Origin of the sequence: Spiroplasma endosymbiont of Clivina fossor, assembly GCF_964031115.1 — a bacterium.
Classification (GTDB): domain Bacteria; phylum Bacillota_I; class Bacilli_A; order Mycoplasmatales; family Nriv7; genus Nriv7.
The window spans coordinates 24,524-45,905 of record NZ_OZ035006.1; the positions used below are offsets into that span (position 1 = coordinate 24,524).

Annotated in this window: 25 protein-coding genes, 2 tRNA genes and 2 pseudogenes; 11 read left to right on the forward strand and 18 right to left on the reverse strand. The window is 25.7% G+C overall.

Going from position 1 to position 21,382, the window contains the following annotated elements; all coding sequences use genetic code 4:
• Positions 1-4 precede the first annotated feature (4 nt).
• The 5 genes and pseudogenes from AAHM82_RS00175 to AAHM82_RS12365 form a co-directional block, all read left to right on the forward strand.
• Complete coding sequence (locus tag AAHM82_RS00175) at positions 5-142, forward strand: hypothetical protein (RefSeq protein ID WP_342264162.1); 138 nt, start codon at positions 5-7, stop codon at positions 140-142.
• A 65-nt stretch (positions 143-207) separates the two neighbouring features.
• On the forward strand, positions 208-624 hold the full coding sequence (locus tag AAHM82_RS00180) for a protein jag (protein WP_342264163.1): 417 nt from the start codon (positions 208-210) through the stop codon (positions 622-624).
• A 50-nt stretch (positions 625-674) separates the two neighbouring features.
• Complete coding sequence (gene mnmE, locus AAHM82_RS00185; protein ID WP_342264164.1) at positions 675-2,045, forward strand: tRNA uridine-5-carboxymethylaminomethyl(34) synthesis GTPase MnmE; 1,371 nt, start codon at positions 675-677, stop codon at positions 2,043-2,045.
• 13 nt (positions 2,046-2,058) lie between these two features.
• A complete protein-coding gene (locus tag AAHM82_RS00190; protein WP_342264165.1) occupies positions 2,059-2,826 on the forward strand; it encodes a TatD family hydrolase in 768 nt (255 codons plus the stop codon).
• A 287-nt stretch (positions 2,827-3,113) separates the two neighbouring features.
• A pseudogene (locus AAHM82_RS12365) lies at positions 3,114-3,928 on the forward strand (IS256 family transposase); the annotation flags it as partial.
• 24 nt (positions 3,929-3,952) lie between these two features.
• Here AAHM82_RS12365 and AAHM82_RS00205 read toward each other — a convergent pair.
• The gene (locus AAHM82_RS00205; RefSeq protein WP_342264877.1) at positions 3,953-4,375 is read right to left on the reverse strand and encodes a transposase family protein; all 423 of its coding nucleotides are present in this window, start codon (positions 4,373-4,375) and stop codon (positions 3,953-3,955) included.
• Positions 4,376-4,377: 2 nt separating this feature from the next.
• Positions 4,378-4,770 (reverse strand): transposase family protein, encoded by a 393-nt coding sequence (locus AAHM82_RS00210; protein ID WP_342263426.1) that lies wholly within the window; start codon positions 4,768-4,770, stop codon positions 4,378-4,380.
• A 58-nt stretch (positions 4,771-4,828) separates the two neighbouring features.
• Here AAHM82_RS00210 and AAHM82_RS12370 point away from each other — a divergent pair.
• A pseudogene (locus AAHM82_RS12370) lies at positions 4,829-5,191 on the forward strand (transposase); the annotation flags it as partial.
• Here AAHM82_RS12370 and AAHM82_RS00215 read toward each other — a convergent pair.
• The 10 genes from AAHM82_RS00215 to AAHM82_RS12385 form a co-directional block, all read right to left on the reverse strand.
• A complete protein-coding gene (locus tag AAHM82_RS00215; protein ID WP_342264166.1) occupies positions 5,192-5,644 on the reverse strand; it encodes a UPF0236 family transposase-like protein in 453 nt (150 codons plus the stop codon).
• Between the two features lie 23 nt (positions 5,645-5,667).
• Entirely contained in the window at positions 5,668-5,955 is a 288-nt protein-coding gene (locus tag AAHM82_RS00220; RefSeq protein WP_425288988.1) for a hypothetical protein, read from the reverse strand.
• Positions 5,894-6,148: a UPF0236 family transposase-like protein gene (locus AAHM82_RS12375; protein WP_425289038.1), complete on the reverse strand. Its 255-nt coding sequence runs from the start codon at positions 6,146-6,148 to the stop codon at positions 5,894-5,896. The genes AAHM82_RS00220 and AAHM82_RS12375 overlap by 62 nt, the downstream gene beginning before the upstream one ends.
• Entirely contained in the window at positions 6,031-6,462 is a 432-nt protein-coding gene (locus AAHM82_RS00225; RefSeq protein WP_342264168.1) for a hypothetical protein, read from the reverse strand. Before AAHM82_RS00225 ends, AAHM82_RS12375 begins: the two co-directional genes overlap by 118 nt.
• Before the next feature lie 332 nt (positions 6,463-6,794).
• Entirely contained in the window at positions 6,795-7,718 is a 924-nt protein-coding gene (locus tag AAHM82_RS00230; RefSeq protein WP_342264169.1) for an energy-coupling factor transporter transmembrane protein EcfT, read from the reverse strand.
• Positions 7,719-7,731: 13 nt separating this feature from the next.
• Complete coding sequence (locus tag AAHM82_RS00235) at positions 7,732-8,628, reverse strand: energy-coupling factor transporter ATPase (protein WP_342264170.1); 897 nt, start codon at positions 8,626-8,628, stop codon at positions 7,732-7,734.
• Complete coding sequence (locus tag AAHM82_RS00240) at positions 8,613-9,488, reverse strand: energy-coupling factor transporter ATPase (RefSeq protein WP_342264171.1); 876 nt, start codon at positions 9,486-9,488, stop codon at positions 8,613-8,615. The genes AAHM82_RS00235 and AAHM82_RS00240 overlap by 16 nt, the downstream gene beginning before the upstream one ends.
• Positions 9,489-10,076: 588 nt before the next feature.
• Positions 10,077-11,465 (reverse strand): Mbov_0401 family ICE element transposase-like protein, encoded by a 1,389-nt coding sequence (locus tag AAHM82_RS00245; RefSeq protein WP_342264172.1) that lies wholly within the window; start codon positions 11,463-11,465, stop codon positions 10,077-10,079.
• Between the two features lie 174 nt (positions 11,466-11,639).
• Positions 11,640-12,032, reverse strand: coding sequence for a transposase family protein (locus tag AAHM82_RS12380; RefSeq protein ID WP_342264845.1), 393 nt, complete (start codon positions 12,030-12,032; stop codon positions 11,640-11,642).
• Positions 12,029-12,469, reverse strand: coding sequence for a transposase family protein (locus AAHM82_RS12385; protein WP_342263396.1), 441 nt, complete (start codon positions 12,467-12,469; stop codon positions 12,029-12,031). The genes AAHM82_RS12380 and AAHM82_RS12385 overlap by 4 nt, the downstream gene beginning before the upstream one ends.
• Positions 12,470-12,932: 463 nt before the next feature.
• On the opposite strand from AAHM82_RS12385, the gene AAHM82_RS00255 reads away from it, so the two are divergent.
• The 4 genes from AAHM82_RS00255 to AAHM82_RS00270 all read left to right on the forward strand — a co-directional run bounded on the left by AAHM82_RS00255 (position 12,933) and on the right by AAHM82_RS00270 (position 16,904).
• Positions 12,933-13,136, forward strand: coding sequence for a hypothetical protein (locus AAHM82_RS00255; RefSeq protein WP_342264173.1), 204 nt, complete (start codon positions 12,933-12,935; stop codon positions 13,134-13,136).
• A 279-nt stretch (positions 13,137-13,415) separates the two neighbouring features.
• The gene (locus AAHM82_RS00260; RefSeq protein ID WP_425289039.1) at positions 13,416-14,624 is read left to right on the forward strand and encodes an IS256 family transposase; all 1,209 of its coding nucleotides are present in this window, start codon (positions 13,416-13,418) and stop codon (positions 14,622-14,624) included.
• 226 nt (positions 14,625-14,850) lie between these two features.
• Positions 14,851-16,443, forward strand: a complete 1,593-nt coding sequence (locus AAHM82_RS00265; protein WP_342264893.1) for an APC family permease — start codon at positions 14,851-14,853, stop codon at positions 16,441-16,443.
• A 119-nt stretch (positions 16,444-16,562) separates the two neighbouring features.
• A complete protein-coding gene (locus tag AAHM82_RS00270; protein WP_342264174.1) occupies positions 16,563-16,904 on the forward strand; it encodes a hypothetical protein in 342 nt (113 codons plus the stop codon).
• Between the two features lie 246 nt (positions 16,905-17,150).
• Here AAHM82_RS00270 and AAHM82_RS00275 read toward each other — a convergent pair whose 3' ends face one another.
• The 6 genes from AAHM82_RS00275 to rplM form a co-directional block, all read right to left on the reverse strand.
• A complete protein-coding gene (locus AAHM82_RS00275) occupies positions 17,151-17,417 on the reverse strand; it encodes a hypothetical protein (protein WP_342264175.1) in 267 nt (88 codons plus the stop codon).
• 32 nt (positions 17,418-17,449) lie between these two features.
• On the reverse strand, positions 17,450-18,499 hold the full coding sequence (locus tag AAHM82_RS00280; RefSeq protein WP_342264176.1) for a YitT family protein: 1,050 nt from the start codon (positions 18,497-18,499) through the stop codon (positions 17,450-17,452).
• Between the two features lie 149 nt (positions 18,500-18,648).
• Positions 18,649-18,724, reverse strand: a tRNA-Ala gene (locus AAHM82_RS00285).
• A 5-nt stretch (positions 18,725-18,729) separates the two neighbouring features.
• Positions 18,730-18,806, reverse strand: a tRNA-Ile gene (locus tag AAHM82_RS00290).
• 44 nt (positions 18,807-18,850) lie between these two features.
• The gene (gene rpsI / locus AAHM82_RS00295) at positions 18,851-19,252 is read right to left on the reverse strand and encodes a 30S ribosomal protein S9 (protein WP_342264177.1); all 402 of its coding nucleotides are present in this window, start codon (positions 19,250-19,252) and stop codon (positions 18,851-18,853) included.
• Between the two features lie 8 nt (positions 19,253-19,260).
• Positions 19,261-19,707 (reverse strand): 50S ribosomal protein L13, encoded by a 447-nt coding sequence (gene rplM, locus AAHM82_RS00300; RefSeq protein ID WP_342264178.1) that lies wholly within the window; start codon positions 19,705-19,707, stop codon positions 19,261-19,263.
• Positions 19,708-20,044: 337 nt separating this feature from the next.
• On the opposite strand from rplM, the gene AAHM82_RS00305 reads away from it, so the two are divergent.
• Positions 20,045-21,352, forward strand: coding sequence for a hypothetical protein (locus AAHM82_RS00305; protein ID WP_342264179.1), 1,308 nt, complete (start codon positions 20,045-20,047; stop codon positions 21,350-21,352).
• Positions 21,353-21,382 lie beyond the last annotated feature (30 nt).

Genomic DNA, 21,382 nt, shown 5'->3' on the forward strand with positions numbered 1-21,382 from the left:
TTAAATGGAACAAAAAATATTTAAGAAACGCGAAGATTTAAAAACTTTTATTGAGCAACAAGATGAACCCCATTTTTACATTATTAAAGAAGAAATTAAAACATTTTTAAAAAAACAAGTGATGATTGCCTTAATAATATAATATGAGTGATGTTAAAACTTATTTAGTTGATGTTTTGCAAGGACTTTTAACAGAGTTAGATTTTAATGATATTGAAATTAAAATTTCACAAATTAACTAACTATGAAACGATTAAAGTTAATATTAATTGTGATAATAATGCGTTATTAATTGGTAAAAATGGTTATGTATTAAGTTCTTTACAAAATTTATCTAACTACTACTGTTATTTATCAAGTAAGTTTCATCGTCGTTATATTGTTAAAGTTGATGTTAATGACTATTTTCAAAGACAAGAGAGTAATTTAATTAATTTAGCAAAAACCACTGCTAAAAAAGTATTGCTTACTAAGAATGATATGGCATTATTACTGATGCCTAATAATCAGCGAAGAATTATTCATAATGAATTAAAAAAATTCGATAAGGTTATTAGTGAATCTCAGGGTTCAGGTAATAAAAGACATATTGTTATTAAATATCTTGAAAGTAGTGAAATCTAGTCGTTAATGTCTAGATTTTTATTTTTAAAAAAAGAAAAGAGGTGATATTTATGATTAATGATACGGTTATTGCTTTAGCAAGTGCTCCCCTTAAGCAAGCCATTGCTATTATTAGAGTTAGTGGTCCAGAAACATTTTCACTTATTAATAAAGTATTTAGTAGAAATATTTTAAATTCTTCAAAAGAAAAATATTTTGGAAGGATTATTAATCCTAATACAAAGATAATTATTGATGAAGTAGTTTTAGTTTGCTACTATAAAAATAGTTCATTTACTGGTGAAGATACTATTGAAATTAATTGTCATGGCAGTATGTTAATTGTTAATAAAATTATTCATTTATTATTAACAATTATGAAAAATGATAATATTCGGTTAGCAACTGCGGGCGAATTTACAAAAAGAGCATTTTTAAATGGAAAAATTGATTTATTACAAGCACAAGCAGTTAATGATTTAATTAATGCACCTAATGATGAAGCATTAGCATTAGCAATGAACAGTTTAAATGGTAATAATAGCAAATTATTAAAAGAACTGGAAACAAGATTATTAGAATTAATAGCTAATATCACTGTTAATATTGATTATCCTGAATATGATGGTGTTGAAAACTTAACCCAAAAATTAGTTTTAACTCGTACCAATGAACTTTATAGTGATTTATTAACCATTACTAAACAAAGTAAAATTGCTCAGGTTATTAATGATGGCATTGATACTGTAATTATTGGTAAACCTAATGTAGGAAAATCTACTTTATTAAATGCTTTATTAAAAGAAAATCGTGCGATTACTTCAACAATTGCTGGAACAACTAGAGATATTGTTACCGGAAAAATAAATATTGATAATATTTCTTTAAACCTAATTGATACCGCGGGAATTAGAAATACTAATGATATTATTGAACAATTAGGAATTCAAAAATCAAAACAGTATTTAGAAAAAGCCCAGTTAATTTTATTAGTGCTTGATGGTAGCAATATTTTAGATAATAATGATATGTTGTTATTAGAACTAGTTAAAGATAAAAATTGCATTATTATTATTAATAAAGTTGATTTACAACAAAAACTATCTGTTGTTGTTTCGCTTTTGCCATTAAGTTCAGTCCCCATAAGTGCTTTAAACAATGATTTTAATCCCTTAATAGATAAAATTAAGGAGATGTTTTTACAAGAAAAAATTAATTATCATAATAATTTAATTTTGACAGCAACACATCACCAAATGTTATTAGATAAAATTACAATAACAATTGAAGAAGCGATTCAAGCTTTAAATAATAGTATGCCGTTAGATTTAGTAATCCTTCATTTTCAAGAAGCGTGAGATTCTTTACAAGAAATTAATGGTAAAATAATTAAAGATAATCTCTTAGATGAAATGTTTAGTCGCTTTTGTCTAGGCAAATAAGGGAGGTTAATTAGTGAATGGTTTATTTGATACGCATTGTCATTTAGTCTCAGATTCATATCAAGATGAAGATATAAATAATATTTTAGAAGAAGCGAAATTAATTGGTGTTAATTTAATTTGTAATGTTGGTTATGATTTAAAAACTAGTAAATTAGCAGTTGACCAAGCATTTTCTTCACCCGATGTATTTGCAGCTGTAGGCATTCATCCTAACGATGTTAGTAATCATCAAGAACATGATCTTTATGAATTAGAAGAACTAATTAAAACAGGAAGTGTTTGTGCTATTGGTGAAATTGGATTAGATTACTATCGCAATCAAGATAGTAGCGATTTACAAAAAGAATGATTTATTAAACAAATTAAATTAGCTAAAAAATATCAATTACCAATTTTAGTTCACATTCGTGATGCTTTTGATGATGCTTATGAAATTTTAAAACAATATGATGTTGTTGGCATTATGCATTGCTTTTCAGCAAATACAAAAACTGCTAATAAGTTTATTGAATTAGGATATTATATTTCTTTTTCAGGAATTCTTACTTTTGAAAATGCTAAAGATTTGCAACAAGTTGCTAAAGATCTTCCTTTAAATAAAATTGTTTTAGAAACTGATGCGCCATATTTAACACCTGTTCCTTATCGGGGAACAAAAAATTATCCAAAAAATATTATTTTTACTGCTAAAAAATTAGCAAGTTTAAAAAAAATATCCTTAAATGATGTTATTATCACAACAACAAATAATGCGAAACGAATTTTAGGAATTAAATAAAAAATGCTCTTAAATTTTATAAGAGCATTTTTTATATTTGTAGTTTTATTTTTTTATAAAAATCATAAAAATCTTAGTAAGAATTTTGATTTTGTTCAAAAATATCAGTTTCAAACTTTTTAGTACCATTAATAACTGCTAATAAAGGAAATATTCGGGCCTGTCCAAAATTCTGTGTCTCGATAATTCATCCTGAATTATACTTAAACGAAGGAGAACAGAAAATGACAAAAAAATAAAAAATAAAAAAAGAACCTGATGCAATTGATAAAGTTGTTGATTATTTTTTAGAAAATATTGATAATCCACAAGATTTATTTAAAGGCAATACTATTTTTCAGGAATTTACCAAAAAATTAACTGAACGAATGTTAAATACGGAAATTAAAGATCATCTTGAAACTGATGAAAATCATAATAAAAGAAATGGCAACACACAAAAAACCATTATTACTAAAAATGGTTCAATCGCAATTGATGTACCAAGAGATCGAAATAGTACTTTTGAACCAGTAATTATTCCGAAAAGACAAAGAAGATTTGATAACTTTGATCAAAAAGTAATTTCTTTATATGCAAGAGGAATGACAATTTCTGATATCAAAGCACAATTGCAAGAATTCTATCACGGAGCAGAAATTTCAGAAAGTTTAATTAGTCAAATAACTGATGATGTTATTGAAGAAGTTAAAATGTGACAAACTAAACCTTTAGAGAAGATTTATCCGATTGTTTATTTTGATTGTATTGTTGTTAAAGTAAAGCAAGTATAAACGAATAATAAATAAAGCAGTTTATCTTGCCTTAGGAATTAATTTAGATGGTTTAAAAGATATTTTAGGAATGTGAATTAGCGAGAATGAGGGAGCCAAATTTTGACTTAATAAAAATCTTACGGAAATGAAAAATCGTGGCTTACAAGATATTCTTGTTGCTTGTAGCGATAATTTAACTGGAATGTCTGATGCAATAGAAGCTGTGTTCCCAAAAACACAGCACCAATTATGCATCGTTCATCAAATTTCGTAATAGTTTAAAATTTGTCCCTTACAAAGATCGCAAACTTGTAGCTAATGATTTAAAATCAATTTATACAGCAATTAATAGACTTGGTACATAACTATAACTAGCTTAATTCAAAATTATATATTCCTGAAATTAAGTTAAATCGTAATCCAAATCTTCTAATCTTATTGCGATAACGATAAACTAGTATTTTAAATCTTTTTAATCTAGCAAAAACATGTTCAATGACAATTCTAACTTTACTTAAAAAGCTATTATATTCCTTTTTATCTGGATTTAAAGGATTATTTTTACTCTTTTTAATTGGCAATAATGTATTTTTATGAACATTTTGCAAACCTTGATATCCTGAATCGGCAATTAATTCTAATTTTGGATTTATAAGTGTATTTGATTTTAAAAATAACTTATAATCATGAGTACTGCCATAACAAAAATCTACTGAAATAATTTTATTGTTAAATAAATCAATAATTATTTGCGATTTTAATGAATGTTGCCTTTTCTTACCAGAAAATAATAATTTTAGTTTTTTTTAATTCTTTCAATTGGAATTTCTGTAGCATCAATTGCTAATAAATTATTAGTAGTACCCTTATTTTCTAATAATATCTTTTTGCCAGGTATATGAAAGTGACTATTTTTTATTAGAGTATTTTCAACTCAAAAGATATTACGAATACAACTAACATGACTAATATTATATTTTTTTGCAATAATACGATATGTACTATATTCTTTTCAGTATTCTAAAGTCATAAGTAATCTTTGCTCTATTGATAATTTATTTGGTCTACCACCAATTTGTTTTTGTTTAGCTTCACCTTCTTTTAAAATTTCTACCATTTTCATGAAAGTTTTATATTTTATGCCTATTAAACTATAAAATTCGTTTTCGTCTTTGTATTTATCTAACATTTGTACTTCACCTAGGAAATAATATTATCAAAATAATAGATAAAATTAAAGGTTATGTACCAAGTCTAATGAAGAAATAGCGTTAATTGCTTTAGATCATTTTTCAGAAAAATGAAATAAAAAGTATCCACAAATTACTAAATCATGAAAAAATAACTGAAATAATTTAATAATTTTTCTTGAATATTCTCAGGAATTTAGAAGAATTATTTACACAACTAATGCGATTGAATCTGTTAATAGTCAATTAAGAAAAGTCATTAAGAATAAAAAGATTTTTCCTAATGACGCATCAGTTTTTAAAATATTTTATTTAGCATTTCAAAATATGGTTAAGAAATGAACGATGCCAATTCAAAATTGGGGTAGTGCAATTTCACATTTAATGATAAAATTTGAAGACAGAGTGAATTTAAGTTAATTACTTAGAGACACAGTTAATTGTACAGTCCCAATATTTTCATTCTAAATTTTGATTATGAATACCTTGCTTATTGTTTTTGAAATAATTACTTGCCTTTCTTAAATTTGTTTTAATATCTTTATTTAACTCATTTTTAGCAATATTACGAATGTTTTTCACTAATTCTTGATGATTTCCATCCTTATATAATTTAATTCAACTATTTAGTGTTACTTTACGATTTTCAAAAATAATATTAAATGCAGTTTGTTTTAATTTTTTAATAGCGTGATAACCATCTAAAATATATCTAACATTACCGAAACTATTGGCAATTTCTCTAATTCAAGTATCGCCATCGCCACAAATAATTATTTTGTCAAAATTAATATTTACATAATGTTTTTGTAATTCTTTAATTAATAAATCACGATAATCCATCGTATTTATTCGTTTACCAACTTTTAACATTAGAAAATGACCTCGTTTGTTTTCTAATTTTCTACGAGCATTTTTGTAATTTTTTCTTTATGCCCAGTATGAAAAGTAACTAAACGAATTCTTTGGTCTTGTTTAATTTTATGGTCTAATGTCGCTAAAAATGTCTCATCTAGTTGAATATATAAATCCTTATTTTTGACATCAATTCTAGTTTTAGTTTCTTTTTCTGCTAGTTGAAAATATTCGGCAATATCATATTTATTTAAAATGCTTGAAATACTAGCTTTTGAAATATAACAATGATTTAGAGCATCTAAAAACATCGCGATATCGTTTACCATCGCCCAAAAGATTTAAAACTTTAAATTGGACATCAAAATAAATGCGTTGTTTGGGCAATAAACCAATTTCTTTATCTAGCAAACATACATATTCAAATTTACCTGATTTTTGATTTCAATATTTATATCGGCGTCGTTTAAAAGTAACATCACCAAAAATTGTAATAATTGTTCTTGCAACTGTGCTAACGATATTTTTCCTTCATAACAAGCTAAAATACTACCAACAATCATTCTTACTTGATGACGAATAAAGCTTGGGGCTTTAATAATAATTATCACTAAATCTTGATATTTTTTAATTTTAATACTCTTAATATTTCGCACCCGATTAATAGTTTCATTATCTTTTAATAAAGAAAAATTAGAAAAATCATAAGTTCCAACAAAAATCTTAGCAATCTTTTGTAAATTTCTTTTTCGTAACGGTTTGTTATATTGATAAATATATCTTTGTTGAAAGACATTGTAAGATCCACAATTAATCTGATAATGATATGTTTTCAAAACACATTTTTTCGCACATGAAAATCATTAGCAACAATGCAACAATTAGTAATATAAATATCATTAGGTAATTTATTATTTAAAATTCATTGTAATTGTTTTGGTTCTAAAACAATATTAAATGATAATTTAACTTTTTGGTCATAACTATGAACTTTTTTATCGGTACGACTTGCTACTTGAATTTTAAACTCACAATTTAAAGCACTAGTAATAACTGCCATTAATGAACCTTCAACAGTAATTTTATTATTTTGACGGACCCATACCCATCCCCAATATTTGCTACCATCATAACTAATGGATAATAAATAAATAAGAAACCATTATTTTTAATATTCTATTAAGCGTCAAACAAACTGATCAACATAACGCATCGGCTTTCAAACATCCCAATGATTTAATCATTCACTACCAATACTAGTAGATAGCACCACCACTGATGCTAAAAAACAAAGAATTAAAATTAAAATCAACACATCTAAAAAACCAATCCGATATTGACGAAATCGCGTTCTTTTTTGATGGGGGTCATAACCCCGAGCATCCATTGCATAAGCCATATCCTCAGCTTTTTGAAATGATGATACTAGTAAAGGAATAATTAAAGAAACGATGGACTTAATTTTATCTTTAAATTTACCATTTTTAGAATCCATCCCTCTTGATGCTTGTGCTTTTTTAATTCGCATTGCTTCTTCAAATAAAGTTGGTAACATTCTTAGTGCCATTGAAATGATAATTGAAATAATATGAACAGGAATTTTAATTAACTTCAAAGGTCACATTAAATCTTCCAAAGCTAATGTTAAATCCAATGGTTTTGTTGTTGATGTCAAAATCGTTGTTACTAAAACCATCAAATAAATTCTTAAAGAAATATATAATGCCGTTAAAATAGCTTTACAAGACACAATAAGAAACTTAAACTTAGCTGGTTGATATATGAGACCCACTGTATCTCAAAGTGGTTGTTTATCCGCATTAAACTCTGGTTTAATAAGAAAGAAATTTAATACTAATAATACTAAAGTTACAAAAATAACAAACTTAAATAAAGAAAATAATAATCGCAATGGTAATTTAGAAATAAAGAAAATACTAATAATTACTGTTCCGGTTAAAATATAACCGGTAAAACCAGTATTAATAAAAACCGCTGCAATTAAAGCAATTATTGATAGCATTTTAATTCTAGGGTCAAGGCGATGAACAAGAGAATTATATGGTAAATACCGTCCAAATGATATATTCATAAATTAACTCCTTCTACTTACTATTAATTCTTTGTGCTAATTGGGTTACTAAATCTTCAACAGTTCGAGCATTGATATCACTAGTATCAAAACCATTATCTTTTAACTTTTGTAAAAAATGAAAAATTTTTGGTGATTCAATATTAATTTCTTTAATTAATTGAGCATTAGCAAAAAGACTAACTGGATCACTTTGATGATACAATTGACCATTTTTTAAAACAACAACTTCATCGGCATATTGCAAAACATGATCCATATTATGAGTAACAAGAATAATGCGTTTTTTATCTTGTTTATTAAACTTAAAAAATAACTTCATTAACTCTCCTTCCCCATCAGGATCTAAACCAGCTGTTGGTTCATCTAAAATTAAAGTATGACCTTCAATCGCCAAAATTCCAGCAATTGCTACTCTTCTTTTTTGACCACCAGATAAATCAAAAGGCGAACGCGTTAAATATTCTTGACTTAATCCTACAAGTTCTAAATACTTAGCAGCTTTAAGTCGGGCTTCATCCTTTTTAATCCCAAAGTTTAAAGGCCCAAACATAATATCCTTTTCAATTGTTTCTTCAAATAATTGATATTCTGGAAATTGAAAAACTAACCCTACTGATTTTCGTAATAATTTCTGCTTTTTAATTTTTCTCTGCTTTGCTTTAATGAGAAAATCACCAACAATAATTTGCCCAGCTGTTGGAATTAATAATCCATTCATATGTTGAATTAAAGTTGATTTCCCACTACCAGTTGAACCAACAACTGCCGTAATAATAGAATCCTTTATTCACACATTAACATCTTTTAAGGCTTGAAATTGAAATGGACTTTTAGGTGCATAAATATAACTAACATTATTAAATTTAATTAAATTCGCTGGATTATCAATAATTATTTTTTTTGACATATTTGTTGTACCAATTCCTCTTCATATAATGTTTCGTCAATATTAACACCATACTTTTTTAATCCATAAGATATTTTTAAAATAAAAGGAATATCTAAATGAATACTTCTTAAAAAATCAACTTCTTTTAAAATTTCTTCTGGTTTACCAAAACGAACAACTTTTCCTTTATTCATTACTAATACCTTATCAGCATTAATAATTTCATCCATATCATGGGTAATTGAAATAATTGTTTTCTCACGCGATTCTTTTAACTGCACCATAATTTCTTTTACTTCTCTTTTTCCCTTAGGGTCTAACATACTAGTAGCTTCATCAAAAATAATTAATTCTGGCGTTAATGCTAAAGCCGAAGCAATCGCTACGCGTTGTTTTTGACCACCTGATAATAATAATGGTTCGTGATCTAAATAACTTTCCATTCCTACCATTTGTGAATATTTAGTAATAATATTCGGCATCAATTTTGGGTCAACACATTTATTTTCTAAACCAAAAGCAATATCATCACGAACTGTTGAACCAATAAATTGATTATCCGGATTTTGAAAAACAATTCCTAATTTACGCGAAATTAATTGACTATTTTCTTTAGTTACTAAATTACCAAATATTTCAATACTACCTTTTTGTGCTTTTAAAACCCCAATAATAATTTTTGATAAAGTTGACTTTCCACTACCATTATGACCAATAATAGTTATATACTCGCCGTGATTGATACTAAAACTAACACCATCTACCGCATTAGGATAACTCATCCGATATTTAAATTCAATATCTTGTACTTTTAAAGCAATATTATTTTTTCTTGTTAATGTTTCCAATTTTTCGTGGGCTTTTTTTTTCTTTCTCATTAATATACTCCCAAATATCTAAATAATTAATATTTAACTATTTAATTTTAACACACTAATAAAAGAATGTTAAATAGGAAACATTAAGCGGTCGCGTTTAGTTTTCTTAGGTATTGATTTGAAGAAGTAAAACAATCAGCTAATTATATTATTTAATTACTAAATTAACCTCGCCTTTCTTGTTATTGTCATTTTTATTCGTTTTTATTTTATCATATTATTGAATTTTTACACAATAAAAATTATTAATATGGTCGCGTTTAGTTTTCTTAGGTATTTTTTTAAAAAGAAAAAATAATCATTTACTATAAATTATTTCAATATGCAAATTAAGTATATATTTCTTATGTATGATTTTTGTTGTAAAAAATTATTTTAATGTTAGTTTTATAAGCATTTTAATTAGTTTTTATAACCTTTTATTAAGATTATGTTTGTTAATATTAAATATTTTGTTTTATTTCTTATTTTTCAAATAAAAAGGTAATCAATTTTTAGGTGCTTTTCTTTCAAAATTATTTAAACCTTTGCCTACCTAACAAAACTCTATGCGTCCTATTAATATTATTAAATTTTCACTAATATATATTAATTTATCTTAAATCTATTATATTTATTTGTTACAGCATTACCTTTATAATTAATTCAACTATCATCATTTTTATTATTATATTTATTTCATAATGAATTTTTATATATTTCTTTTCTGATTTCTATTTCTGAATTAATATTTTCATTAATGTAATGTAATACATTTAATTTGTTTAAATTTGCCATTCTTAAATGTAATAAGTTATTTAAATTCTTATGGTTATATATTTTTGCTCCATATCCTAATTGTTGTTTTACTAAATGCGATACATCACTTTCAATGCTACAACCGATATTTCATTCTAAATTTTGATTATGAATGCCGTGCTTATTATTACTGAAATAATTACTCGCCCTCCTTAAATTTGTTTTAATATCTTTATTTAATTCATTTTTAGCAATATTACGAATGTTTTTTACTAATTCTTGATGATTTCCATCCTTATATAATTTAATTCAACTATTTAGTGTTACTTTGCGATTTTCAAAAATAATATTAAATGCCGTTTGTTTTAATTTTTTAATAGCATGATAACCATCTAAAATATATCTAACATTACCAAAGCTATTGGCAATTTCTCTAATTCAAGTAGCACCGTCGCCACAAACAATTACTCTGTCATAATTAATATTCACATAATGTTTTTTTAATTCTTTAATTAATAAATCACGATAATCCATTGTATTTATTCGTTTACCAACTTTTAACATTAGAAAATGACCTCGTTTGTTTTCTAATTCTCTACGAACATTTTTGTATTTTTTTTCTTTATATCCGGTATGAAAAGTAACTAAACGAATTCTTTGGTCTTGTTTAACTTTCCGATCTAATGTCGCCAAAAATGTTTCATCTAGTTGAATATATAAATTCTTATTTTTGACATCAATTCTAATTTTGGTTTCTTTTTCTGCTAGTTGAAAATATTCGGCAATATCGTATTTATTTAAAATATTTGAAATACTACCTTTTGAAATATAACAATGATTTAGAGCATCTAAAACATCACGATAGCGTTTGCCATCACCCAGAAGACTTAAAACTTTAAATTGGACATCAAAATAAATGCGTTGTTTGGACAATAAACCAATTTCTTTATCTAACAAACATACATATTCAAATTTACCTGATTTTTGATTTCAATATTTATATCGGCGTCGTTTAAAAGTAACATCACCAAAAATTGTAATAATTGTTCTTAAAGCAAAATGAACTACTTTATAACCTTGTTTTAAGCGATAATGATATTTATATAAGTATTCATCTAATTTTTCGTATTCATTAGCTAATTGTTCGCATTTGTTGGTGTACATGTTTTTATGGGTTACAAATAAACTAAATCAATGTTTATTTTCTGGGGTTTTTACATTATTATTAATTTTTAACATAATAGACTTCTTGCAAAATTAATATGATAATTATAATTTTTAAATTTAAAATAAATATAAAAGTGTTATTAAAATAATTTTTAGATTATTTTTACAAATATTTTGTCATTAAAACATAATAAAAATTATTATTTACAATAAAAAAAGACTGAAATTTTAAATTATCAAATATATTTAAACTAATAGTTGTAAATTATAAATTGAAGCTATTAAATTAAATCTTAAAGCAAATCTTTTTCTACGATTTCGATATTTTTCACTAATAATTTTAAATTTTTTAAGTATAGCAAAAACATTTTCAATAACAATTCTCATTTTTGAAATTCGCTCATTATTTTGCTTTTCTTCTTTATTTAAAGGGTTTTTCTTTGATTTTCTTTTAGGAATTAAAACATTATGATTAATTTTTTGTATGCCTTGATAACCTAAATCCACTAAAACAGTTGTTTCTGGTAAAAATTTAATTTTTGAATCTTTTAAAATTTTAAAGTCATGGTTTTTACCATAAGAAAAATCAGAACTAATAATTTTTTTACTATCTTTTTCAATTATAACTTGTGTTTTTATTGTGTGTTTTTTCTTTTTTCCTGAGTAGTGCTGTTTTTGTCTTTTTTTGGGCGTTGGATTTGGCTTTCAGTTACATCAATTATAACAGTCTTATCTTTGAAATAATCTTTTAATAGTGATTTTTGACCAGTAAGTTGTTGAAAATTAGGGTGTTTTATTAAAGTGTCTTCAATTCATTTGATATTTCTATAACAACTACTTTCACTAATATCATAACTTTTTGCAATATGAAAATAAGTTCTATATTCTCTTCAATATTCTAAAGTCATTAAAATACGATTTTCTAATGATAATTTATTGGTTCTTCCGCGACGAAATCTCTTTTTTAATTCTTCTATTTTTAAAATTTCTAGCATTTTATTAAAAGTAGTATGTTTAATACCAGTTAATCTTAAAAAATTTTTATCACTTATTTGATTATTTTTTTTAAATTTCATTTAAATTCCACCTTTTTATTAAAAACAACAATTCAATTATATTTTAAATTAATTTTGCAAGAAGTCTAATAAATTATCTTTCTTGATAGTAATTTTAATAAAGTTTAGTTAGCTTATTTTTCTGCTTTATATGATAAATGTTTTTTTAGAATTAGTATTCAATATCCTGAAAAAATGATAGAAATTATTTTTAATTTTGTCGAAAACTCTTGATATTTTAATAAAACCTTGATTTTAATTTTATTGGATTTTTAATAAATTAATGTTTTTGCAAAAACCTATAATTGATAAGGACTTTTGACTTTATCAATTATTTTCGACAAAATTAAAGGAAATTATTATTTAATGATATATAATTAAATTCCAAAGTAAAGAGACTGTAGATTAATTTTTGGAGAAGAGGGGGGGGACGCTTATAAATTTTATTAATTAGGAAAAATTCACCCAAAGGAAGTTGATTAATATGAAAAAATTATTAGGAATCTTAGGAACAATCACCATAGCAGGAAGTGGAATGACCGGAATTGTCGGGAATGCATCAACTCCAGCAAAAAATGAAATTAATTATCAACAAACAAATAATTTAGAAAATTTAAATAGAGTTAAAAGAGATAATTTAAAAATAATTAATAGCAACAGTGATGAAGTTAATACTGAAATATATTAGACTTCTTGCAAAATTATAATTATCATATTAATTTTTAAATTTAAAAATAATTTTTATTATGTTTTAATGACAAAATATTTGTAAAAATAATCTAAAAATTATTTTAATAACACTTTTATATTTATTTTAAATTTAAAAATTATAATTATCATATTAATTTTGCAAGAAGTCTAATAGATTTAAGTAAGTGTGTAAAAGGGCCTGTCCAAAATTCTGTGTCTCGATAATTCATTCTGAATTATACTTAAAAGAAGGAGAACAGAAAATGACAAAAAAAAAATAAAAAAAGAACCTGACGCAATTGATAAAGTTGTTGATTATTTTTTAGAAAATATTGATAATCCACAAGATTTATTTAAAGGCAATACTATTTTTCAGGAATTTACCAAAAAATTAACTGAACGAATGTTAAATACGGAAATTAAAGATTATCTTGAAACTGATGAGAATCATAATAAAAGAAATGGCAACACACAAAAAACCATTATTACTAAAAATGGTTCAATCGCAATTGATGTACCAAGAGATCGAAATAGTACTTTTGAACCAGTAATTATTCCGAAAAGACAAAGAAGATTTGATAACTTTGATCAAAAAGTAATTTCTTTATATGCAAGAGGAATGACAATTTCTGATATCAAAGCACAATTGCAAGAATTCTATCACGGAGCAGAAATTTCAGAAAGTTTAATTAGTCAAATAACTGATGATGTTATTGAAGAAGTTAAAATGTGACAAACTAAACCTTTAGAGAAGATTTATCCGATTGTTTATTTTGATTGTATTGTTGTTAAAGTAAAGCAAGATAAATGAATAATAAATAAAGCAGTTTATCTTGCCTTAGGAATTAATTTAGATGGTTTAAAAGATATTTTAGGAATGTGAATTAGCGAGAATGAGGGCGCCAAATTTTGACTTAATAATCTTACGGAAATGAAAAATCGTGGCTTACAAGATATTCTTGTTGCTTGTAGCGATAATTTAACTGGAATGTCTGATGCAATAGAAGCTGTGTTCCCAAAAACACAGCACCAATTATGCATTGTTCATCAAATTCGTAATAGTTTAAAATTTGTCCCTTACAAAGATCGCAAACTTGTAGCTAATGATTTAAAATCAATTTATACAGCAATTAATGAAGAAATAGCGCTAGTTGCTTTAGATCATTTTTCTGAAAAATGAAATAAAAAGTATCCACAAATTACTAAATCATGAAAAAATAACTGAAATAATTTAATAATTTTTCTTGAATATCCTCAAGAATTTAGAAGGATTATTTACACAACTAATGCGATTGAATCTGTTAATAGTCAACTAAGAAAAGTCATTAAGAATAAAAAGATTTTTCCTAATGACGCATCAGTTTTTAAAATATTTTATTTAGCATTTCAAAATATGGTTAAGAAATGAACGATGCCAATTCAAAATTGGGGTAGTGCAATTTCACATTTAATGATAAAATTTGAGGACAGAGTGAATTTAAGTTAATTACTTAAAGACACAGTTAATTGTACAGTCCCAAGTAAAAATATAAAATTAATATATTTAGTTAAAATTTAATAATAATTAACAATTTTTATTTTAATTTTGTCGAAAACTCTTGATATTTATTATTGTTATAATATAAATAAATACTATAAAATTAAATAAAATTAATAATTTAGAAGGGAAAAAATATATGAGTCAAAATGTGGCAAGAAAATATGGTTTATTTATGTGCCTCTGTATGGTTGTGGGGACAGTAATTGGAACGGGGATATTCTTTAAAAATGAAGGTGTTTACGGCTTTGTTAATGGTAATGGAATCTTAGGAATCATTGCTTGAATTATTGGTGGTGTTGTAGCAATTTCTTTTGGTTTATCATTTATGGAAATTTCATCGGCAAAACAAGATAGTAATTCGGGAATTGCTTTATATGCAAAAATGTTTGCTGGTAGTAAATTTGGGCGTGTTGTTCGTAATGCAATGAATAATATTTATTTGCCATTAACTGCTTTTACAGTAGCTTATTATACTAGTAAGGCTTCTGTTTGAGCAATTGGTGGCGGTCAAGATGCGGAAATGCGTTTAGCAAATGTCTTAGGTGGTTCTAATGTGTATGAATTATTATTAAGTATTTTTGCAGTTTTATATACTTTATTTGTTATTGTTTGTTGCATTTATAATGAATCAATTAGTAAATGAGTACAAATGATTACCGTTGTTTTAAAACTAATACCATTAATTTTTATTGGTATTGCTGGATTAATTGTTGTTAATGCAGGAGCAGGGGCTTTTTTAGAAACGGGATTAGGTGATTCAAAAAAATATGAAATTGTTAAAAATAAAGGTCATTTTGAAATGCTGTTAATGGCGTTACCAGGAATTCTTTTTGCCTTTGATGGTTTTTTATCAACAACTTATATTCAAAAAGATGTTCAGAATTCTAGTAAAAATATTCCTTTAGCCTTAGTTTTTGGTTTAACAGGAATTACTTTTATTTATGTCTTAACTTCAATTTCAACATTAAATTTAGACCCTAGTGGTAGCGTTGCTATTGCGGCGGGAAAAATATTTAATAATCCAACAGTTAATGCTGTTTGTACGCGCTTAATTTTTATTTTTATTCTTATTAGTGCTTTTGGAACTTTAAATGGTTATTGTTTTTCAATGACAAAGTTAACAAGGTCATCATTAGATGATGGTTTTGTTATTGGTAACGATAAAATATGACAAAAAGTTATTAATCGTTTTGGTATTAAAACAGCAACATTAATGGTGATGGGAGTATTATTTGCAGTTTGAATTGTAATTATGGCGCTACCAACGATAGTTACTGATGATAATTATAATTTCTTTGATTTTATTAGTAATGCTGGTGTTGTGATGGCATTTATGTTATATGGTGTAATTATCTTTTATGGTTTATTAAATCGTTATCGTAAAAAGATTAAAACGCTTAATGCTTGATATTTTATTCCGGCAGCGACTATTTCCATATTATGTATTACTTTAATATTGGGATATAATGTTTATTCTTACTTTGCTTTATTAGTAACCTCTGAAAATAAAGTAGGAGCAATTTTACAAATTTTCTTTTTACTATTAATTCTTGCTTTGCCTTGATTAGGATTATTTATGAAAGATAATGAATTAGAAAATGATAATGAAGCTAGTAATGTATCAGAACTTGAACAACCAACGAGTGATAATGGGACAAATAATTTTTCTAATGATGGTAATTTGGAAGAAAATATTTATGTTTCTAGGGAACAAATTACTGTTAATGAGAATGGTAATGATTTTGAAGAAGTTACTGAATTATAAAATAGTCTTGTATTAGACTATTGGAAAATAGTATAATGAATCTAGATTAAAGGGGATGAAATTATATATGGCAAAAATAAATCCAACAGGACTAATAATTCCTAAAATATTAATGATGATTGGTGCTATTTGAATTATTTTTTCCCATAATTATTATCCACCTCTATCATATTAAAATATACCTAAAATTAAGTATATTCAATAAATATCAAGAGTTTTCGACAAAATTAAAAACAAATTCTACTTTATGTGTAACTAAAACAACAATTAATCCTGAAGCTAGTTATCGTAACTTAAATAAAATCAGTAAATTACAATCTAGTCTTAAAGAAGCCTTAATTCATTATCATGGTTTAGGTTTTACTAATATTCAAAATTATTTAAATCTCTGAAAATGAAAATACCAACATAAGGGTTTAACTCCAAACCAACAAACAGCGGTATTATATTTTAATGTATAAAAAAGTTAAAGTAAAAATAGTAATTTTACATAAAAGCCTTTTAAAATTATCAAGTTGATGATTTTTTTTTATTTTATCAAGAGTTTTCGACAAAATTAAAGATTTTTTTGAATAATAAATACAATTAACAAAATAAAACCGATTAAAACCATAATTGTTAAAAAAGATATTGTAAAAATAATGCGTTTCCTTTTGGAAATCTCTTTCATCATATAAAAAAATCCAGCTAAACTATAAACAATGATATTAATTATCAGCACAATTAAAGCTAAAAATTCTGGTGATGTCATTAATCTTTGAAAAAAGACTATTACCAGAAGTAAAAAATATCATCGCTAATAACGATGTTAAATTATTTCTTAAAACAAATTCTTTTTTATCATTATGAATAATAGTTTCCTTTTCCGTTAAAATAACAATTGGTAACGAAAAAATTATTAAAATAATCGCAATTGCCATCGTAATAAATTTCCAATCAACTATTTTTAAAAATCTTAGAAAACCTTGCTTCATTGGTCAACTCCTTGGCATTAGCATTTTTAATATTAATTAAACCTTTGAATATTAAAGGTACCATAAACCATTGTCACGGGAATAACAACAATAAACGCTTTATTATCAATTCTTGTTACATTATATTTAACTTTTTTATATTCTATTAAAGAAATTGTCGCAAAAATTGTTCCCGAAACCTTACCACTCTTAATATCACTAGAACTAATTAAAGTAGTATCATGAGGATATTCATGAGTTTTAAAATATTCACAAACATCTAATGGTAATTTTGTAAAAATCATCACATTAACTAATTTAAATTTTGGATAAATAAAATTAGTAACAACAGTACTAATCGTTGCAAAAATAATTGATACATACAAAGTAAAATTTTTAAAAAAAGCATAAATTAAATTATCTTCATTTTTTTGCACAAAATACTTAATTAAAATTGCTAAAACAATAATTGCATAATTCATATATTTTTGAAATTTACCAACACCTTGTTTTTTTCACACTGCTAAATAAGCAGCTAAAAAATCTGAACCACCAGAACTACCACCTGCAATAAAAGCAATTGCGATAGCAAAACCTCAAATAATTGAACCAATAAAAGCATAAACAAAAGCCGCTAAAGTCATCACTGCTTTTCCCGTATCAGTATCCTTAGGGAAAATTAATTCTTCCATAATTTTTAATTGATCTAAAATCGGAATTGCTCGTAAAATAAAGTTTCATGCTGTTTGCATTAACATAAAAAATAAAGTATAAACAGTAAAATATCGGCCAACTTTAAAATATCCAAAAATTACAAAAGGAATATTTAACATTAAAACAACAATGTAAAACCACATCGCTTGTTCTTTAGGTGATGAAAAAATTGAATAAACAATAATTTGCGATATCCCACTAAAACCACCATTGTAAAAACCTACGGGATTAATAAAATAATTAAAAGTTAAAGTTAATAGTAATGCTGCTAATGTTAGCAATAACAAACTTCTCATAATGCGAGTAAATTTAGTATTATGAATTTTTTGAAAAAATAATTTCACTTGTTTGGAAAAACTAGGCTTTTTAAACTTTACTCTTTTTTTCATTACAACAAGTCTCCCAAATACATTACATCTAGTAATAAAACAATTTTAACAATAAATAAATCGTTGTAAATGATTTTAACAAAAAAAAACTTAATTTTATTTATTATTCAAACAATAAAATTAAGTTTAAGTCATTAATTAAATTAAAATGGTGGACCCGAACGGGATTGAACCGCCGACCCCCTGCGTGCAAGGCAGGTGCTCTCCCAGCTGAGCTACGGGCCCATCAATGGTGGGACTAAGTGGACTTGAACCACCGACCTCACGCTTATCAAGCGTGCGCTCTAACCAACTGAGCTATAGTCCCATCCCAATTAAAGCATATATTTGAGATATATGCTAAAATATAAATTATCTTTTTGAAAATTGGTTTCCTGCTCGGGGACCTTTTTGTCCATACTTATCTCTTTCTTTAATTCGTGAATCACAAGTTATTAAACCTTTTTGTCTTAACTTCATTCGATAATCTGGTGAAAATTTTAATAATGCTCTTGCAATACCTAATCTCGTAGCTCCTGCTTGACCGCTAAAACCACCACCACTAACTTTAACATTAATATCAAAACTTTCTTTCATATCCATTTCTAATAATGGTTGTTCTAACTCTTGGATTAATGTTGCATAAGGAAAAAAAATAAGTGCCGGTTTATTATTAATAGTAATATTCCCTTTTCCTGAAGTTAATACTACTTGCGCTACTGATGTTTTTCTTCTACCCGTACCACGATAAATAATTTCTTTTTTTATTTTCATTAATTCGATTAACTCCCTTCTTCTTGTAATACTAATAGTTTTGGCATTTGAGCACTATGGGGGTGCTTTTCACTATCATAAACAAATAAATTTTTAGCTTGTTTTCTTCCCAAACTAGTATGGGGTAACATTCCTTTAATAGTTCTTTCAACCATCTCAATTGGATACTTATCTTGCATTTCCTTAGCTGTTCGCACTCTCATACCACCAACAAAACCAGAGTGATTATAATATTTTTTATTATTCAGCTTATTACCACTTAATATTACTTTATGAGCATTAATAATGATAATATTATCACCACAATCAACATGGCTGGTAAATGTTGGTTTATGTTTACCTCTTAAAATACTTGCTACTTTTGTTGCTAAGCGCCCTAAAATTAAACCGCTGGCATCAATAATGTATCATGTTTTTTTCACATCTTGTGAATTAGTCATTGTCGTTTGTCGCATTTATATCTCTCCCTTTGCATTTGCTCTTGTACCGAAGCTATAATGCATAAAAGCAATAAAATTATATAACAAATGTTTCGTTAATGCAATGAAAATAATAATTTTGGTCGCGTTTAGTTTTCTTAGGTATTGCTTTGAAGAAGTAAAACAATCAACTAATTATATTATTTAATTACTAAACTAACCCTGCCTTTCTTGTTATTGTCATTTTTATTCGTGATGATTTTATCATATTATTGAATTTTTACACAATAAAAAATTTTTAATTTTGTAGATTTTATGATAAAAAATGATAAAATAAAGTAACTAAAATAATTGATAATTAGGGAGGATAACAATGATTAAAAAAATACCATTAGTTGTTAATATTATTAACATATTGTTTTTATTAGTAGGGTGTAACGCTTTTAATTTTTATGATTATCAATTATCTAATGATAATGATTCGTTAATTAATTATAATTGTGCTTTTGAGGGTGAGAATGCTAATCTTAAAAGTGAAGGGTTACAGTTCGAAGATGATTTTCATCGTTGGAGTTTAGATTTTGAATCACCATCATTAAATGGTGATTCAAATTATATGAAATATTTAGCAACTATTAATAGAAAGAAAAACAATATTGCTGAAAGGAAAGCATTACAATCTTGTTATAATGAGATTTTAAAAATTTCTAATAAAAGTACAGAGCAATATAATAAGTATAAACAAAGTTCATTATTGTTAAGAGATTATTATTCAAGATATGATGATTTAGTAAAAAATCTTGAAAATACTGACTTAAGAGATGGACAAAAACCAATGCTTGATTTGAAACTATTAGAACAAAAAATTGGTGATAATTCAAAGTATTTGTTAGCGATGTATAATTATTTAAGTAAATATTATGGTAAAAAAAATGTTGCTAAGTTATTAGTTGCCCTTTCGTTTACTAATAGTTTTGATTTACAGACTGATTCAGAAAGTACCTTAGGGGTTACGGTTTTAAATAGACAATATGGTTATCAGTTTATTGCTTTGCGACCAACTATTGTTGATGAAGATCATATTAAATCCCAATATTTTAATGGTCAATTTTCAACTAGTAATGTTACTACGGGGGTTATTCATGAGTATGGTCATGCGTTAGAAAACTTGTTAAATTTTTTTCCTGAACAGTTAAATACTAATATTTTACCAGATGAAAGTAATGTTGCTGATGTTGCTGATGAAGTTCGTTTAGGTAAATGATTTAAAAACGGATTACAAAAATCTACTAATAAAAATCAAGCGAGATATAAAATGGGGTGAAAGTTAAAAAAAACAAAAATTTCTGCATCCCAAGAATTTGTTCGTTTTATTGCTAGTAAATTGGGGTATCTTCCAAGTAAGATTAAATTTATTGATATAAATGGCAATATATATTTTTCTAATTCAGAAACAAAAATTAGTGCTTTAGTATCAAAATTATTTGTTGATAGTAACTATGGTAAGTTTGTTAGTTTAAAAGAACAGTTTGCGGAGTTATTTAGTCAATGGTTATTACAACCGATTAGTAGTATACCAAGCAATCAATTATCGGTTCGTTGAACAATGCTTAATGAGTTTTTTTTGAAATACTTACCTAATAAGTATTATCAGGTTATTGGAACAAAATTGGTTCCGTAAGCGATAATGTTGTTGGCAGCAAGATAGGTT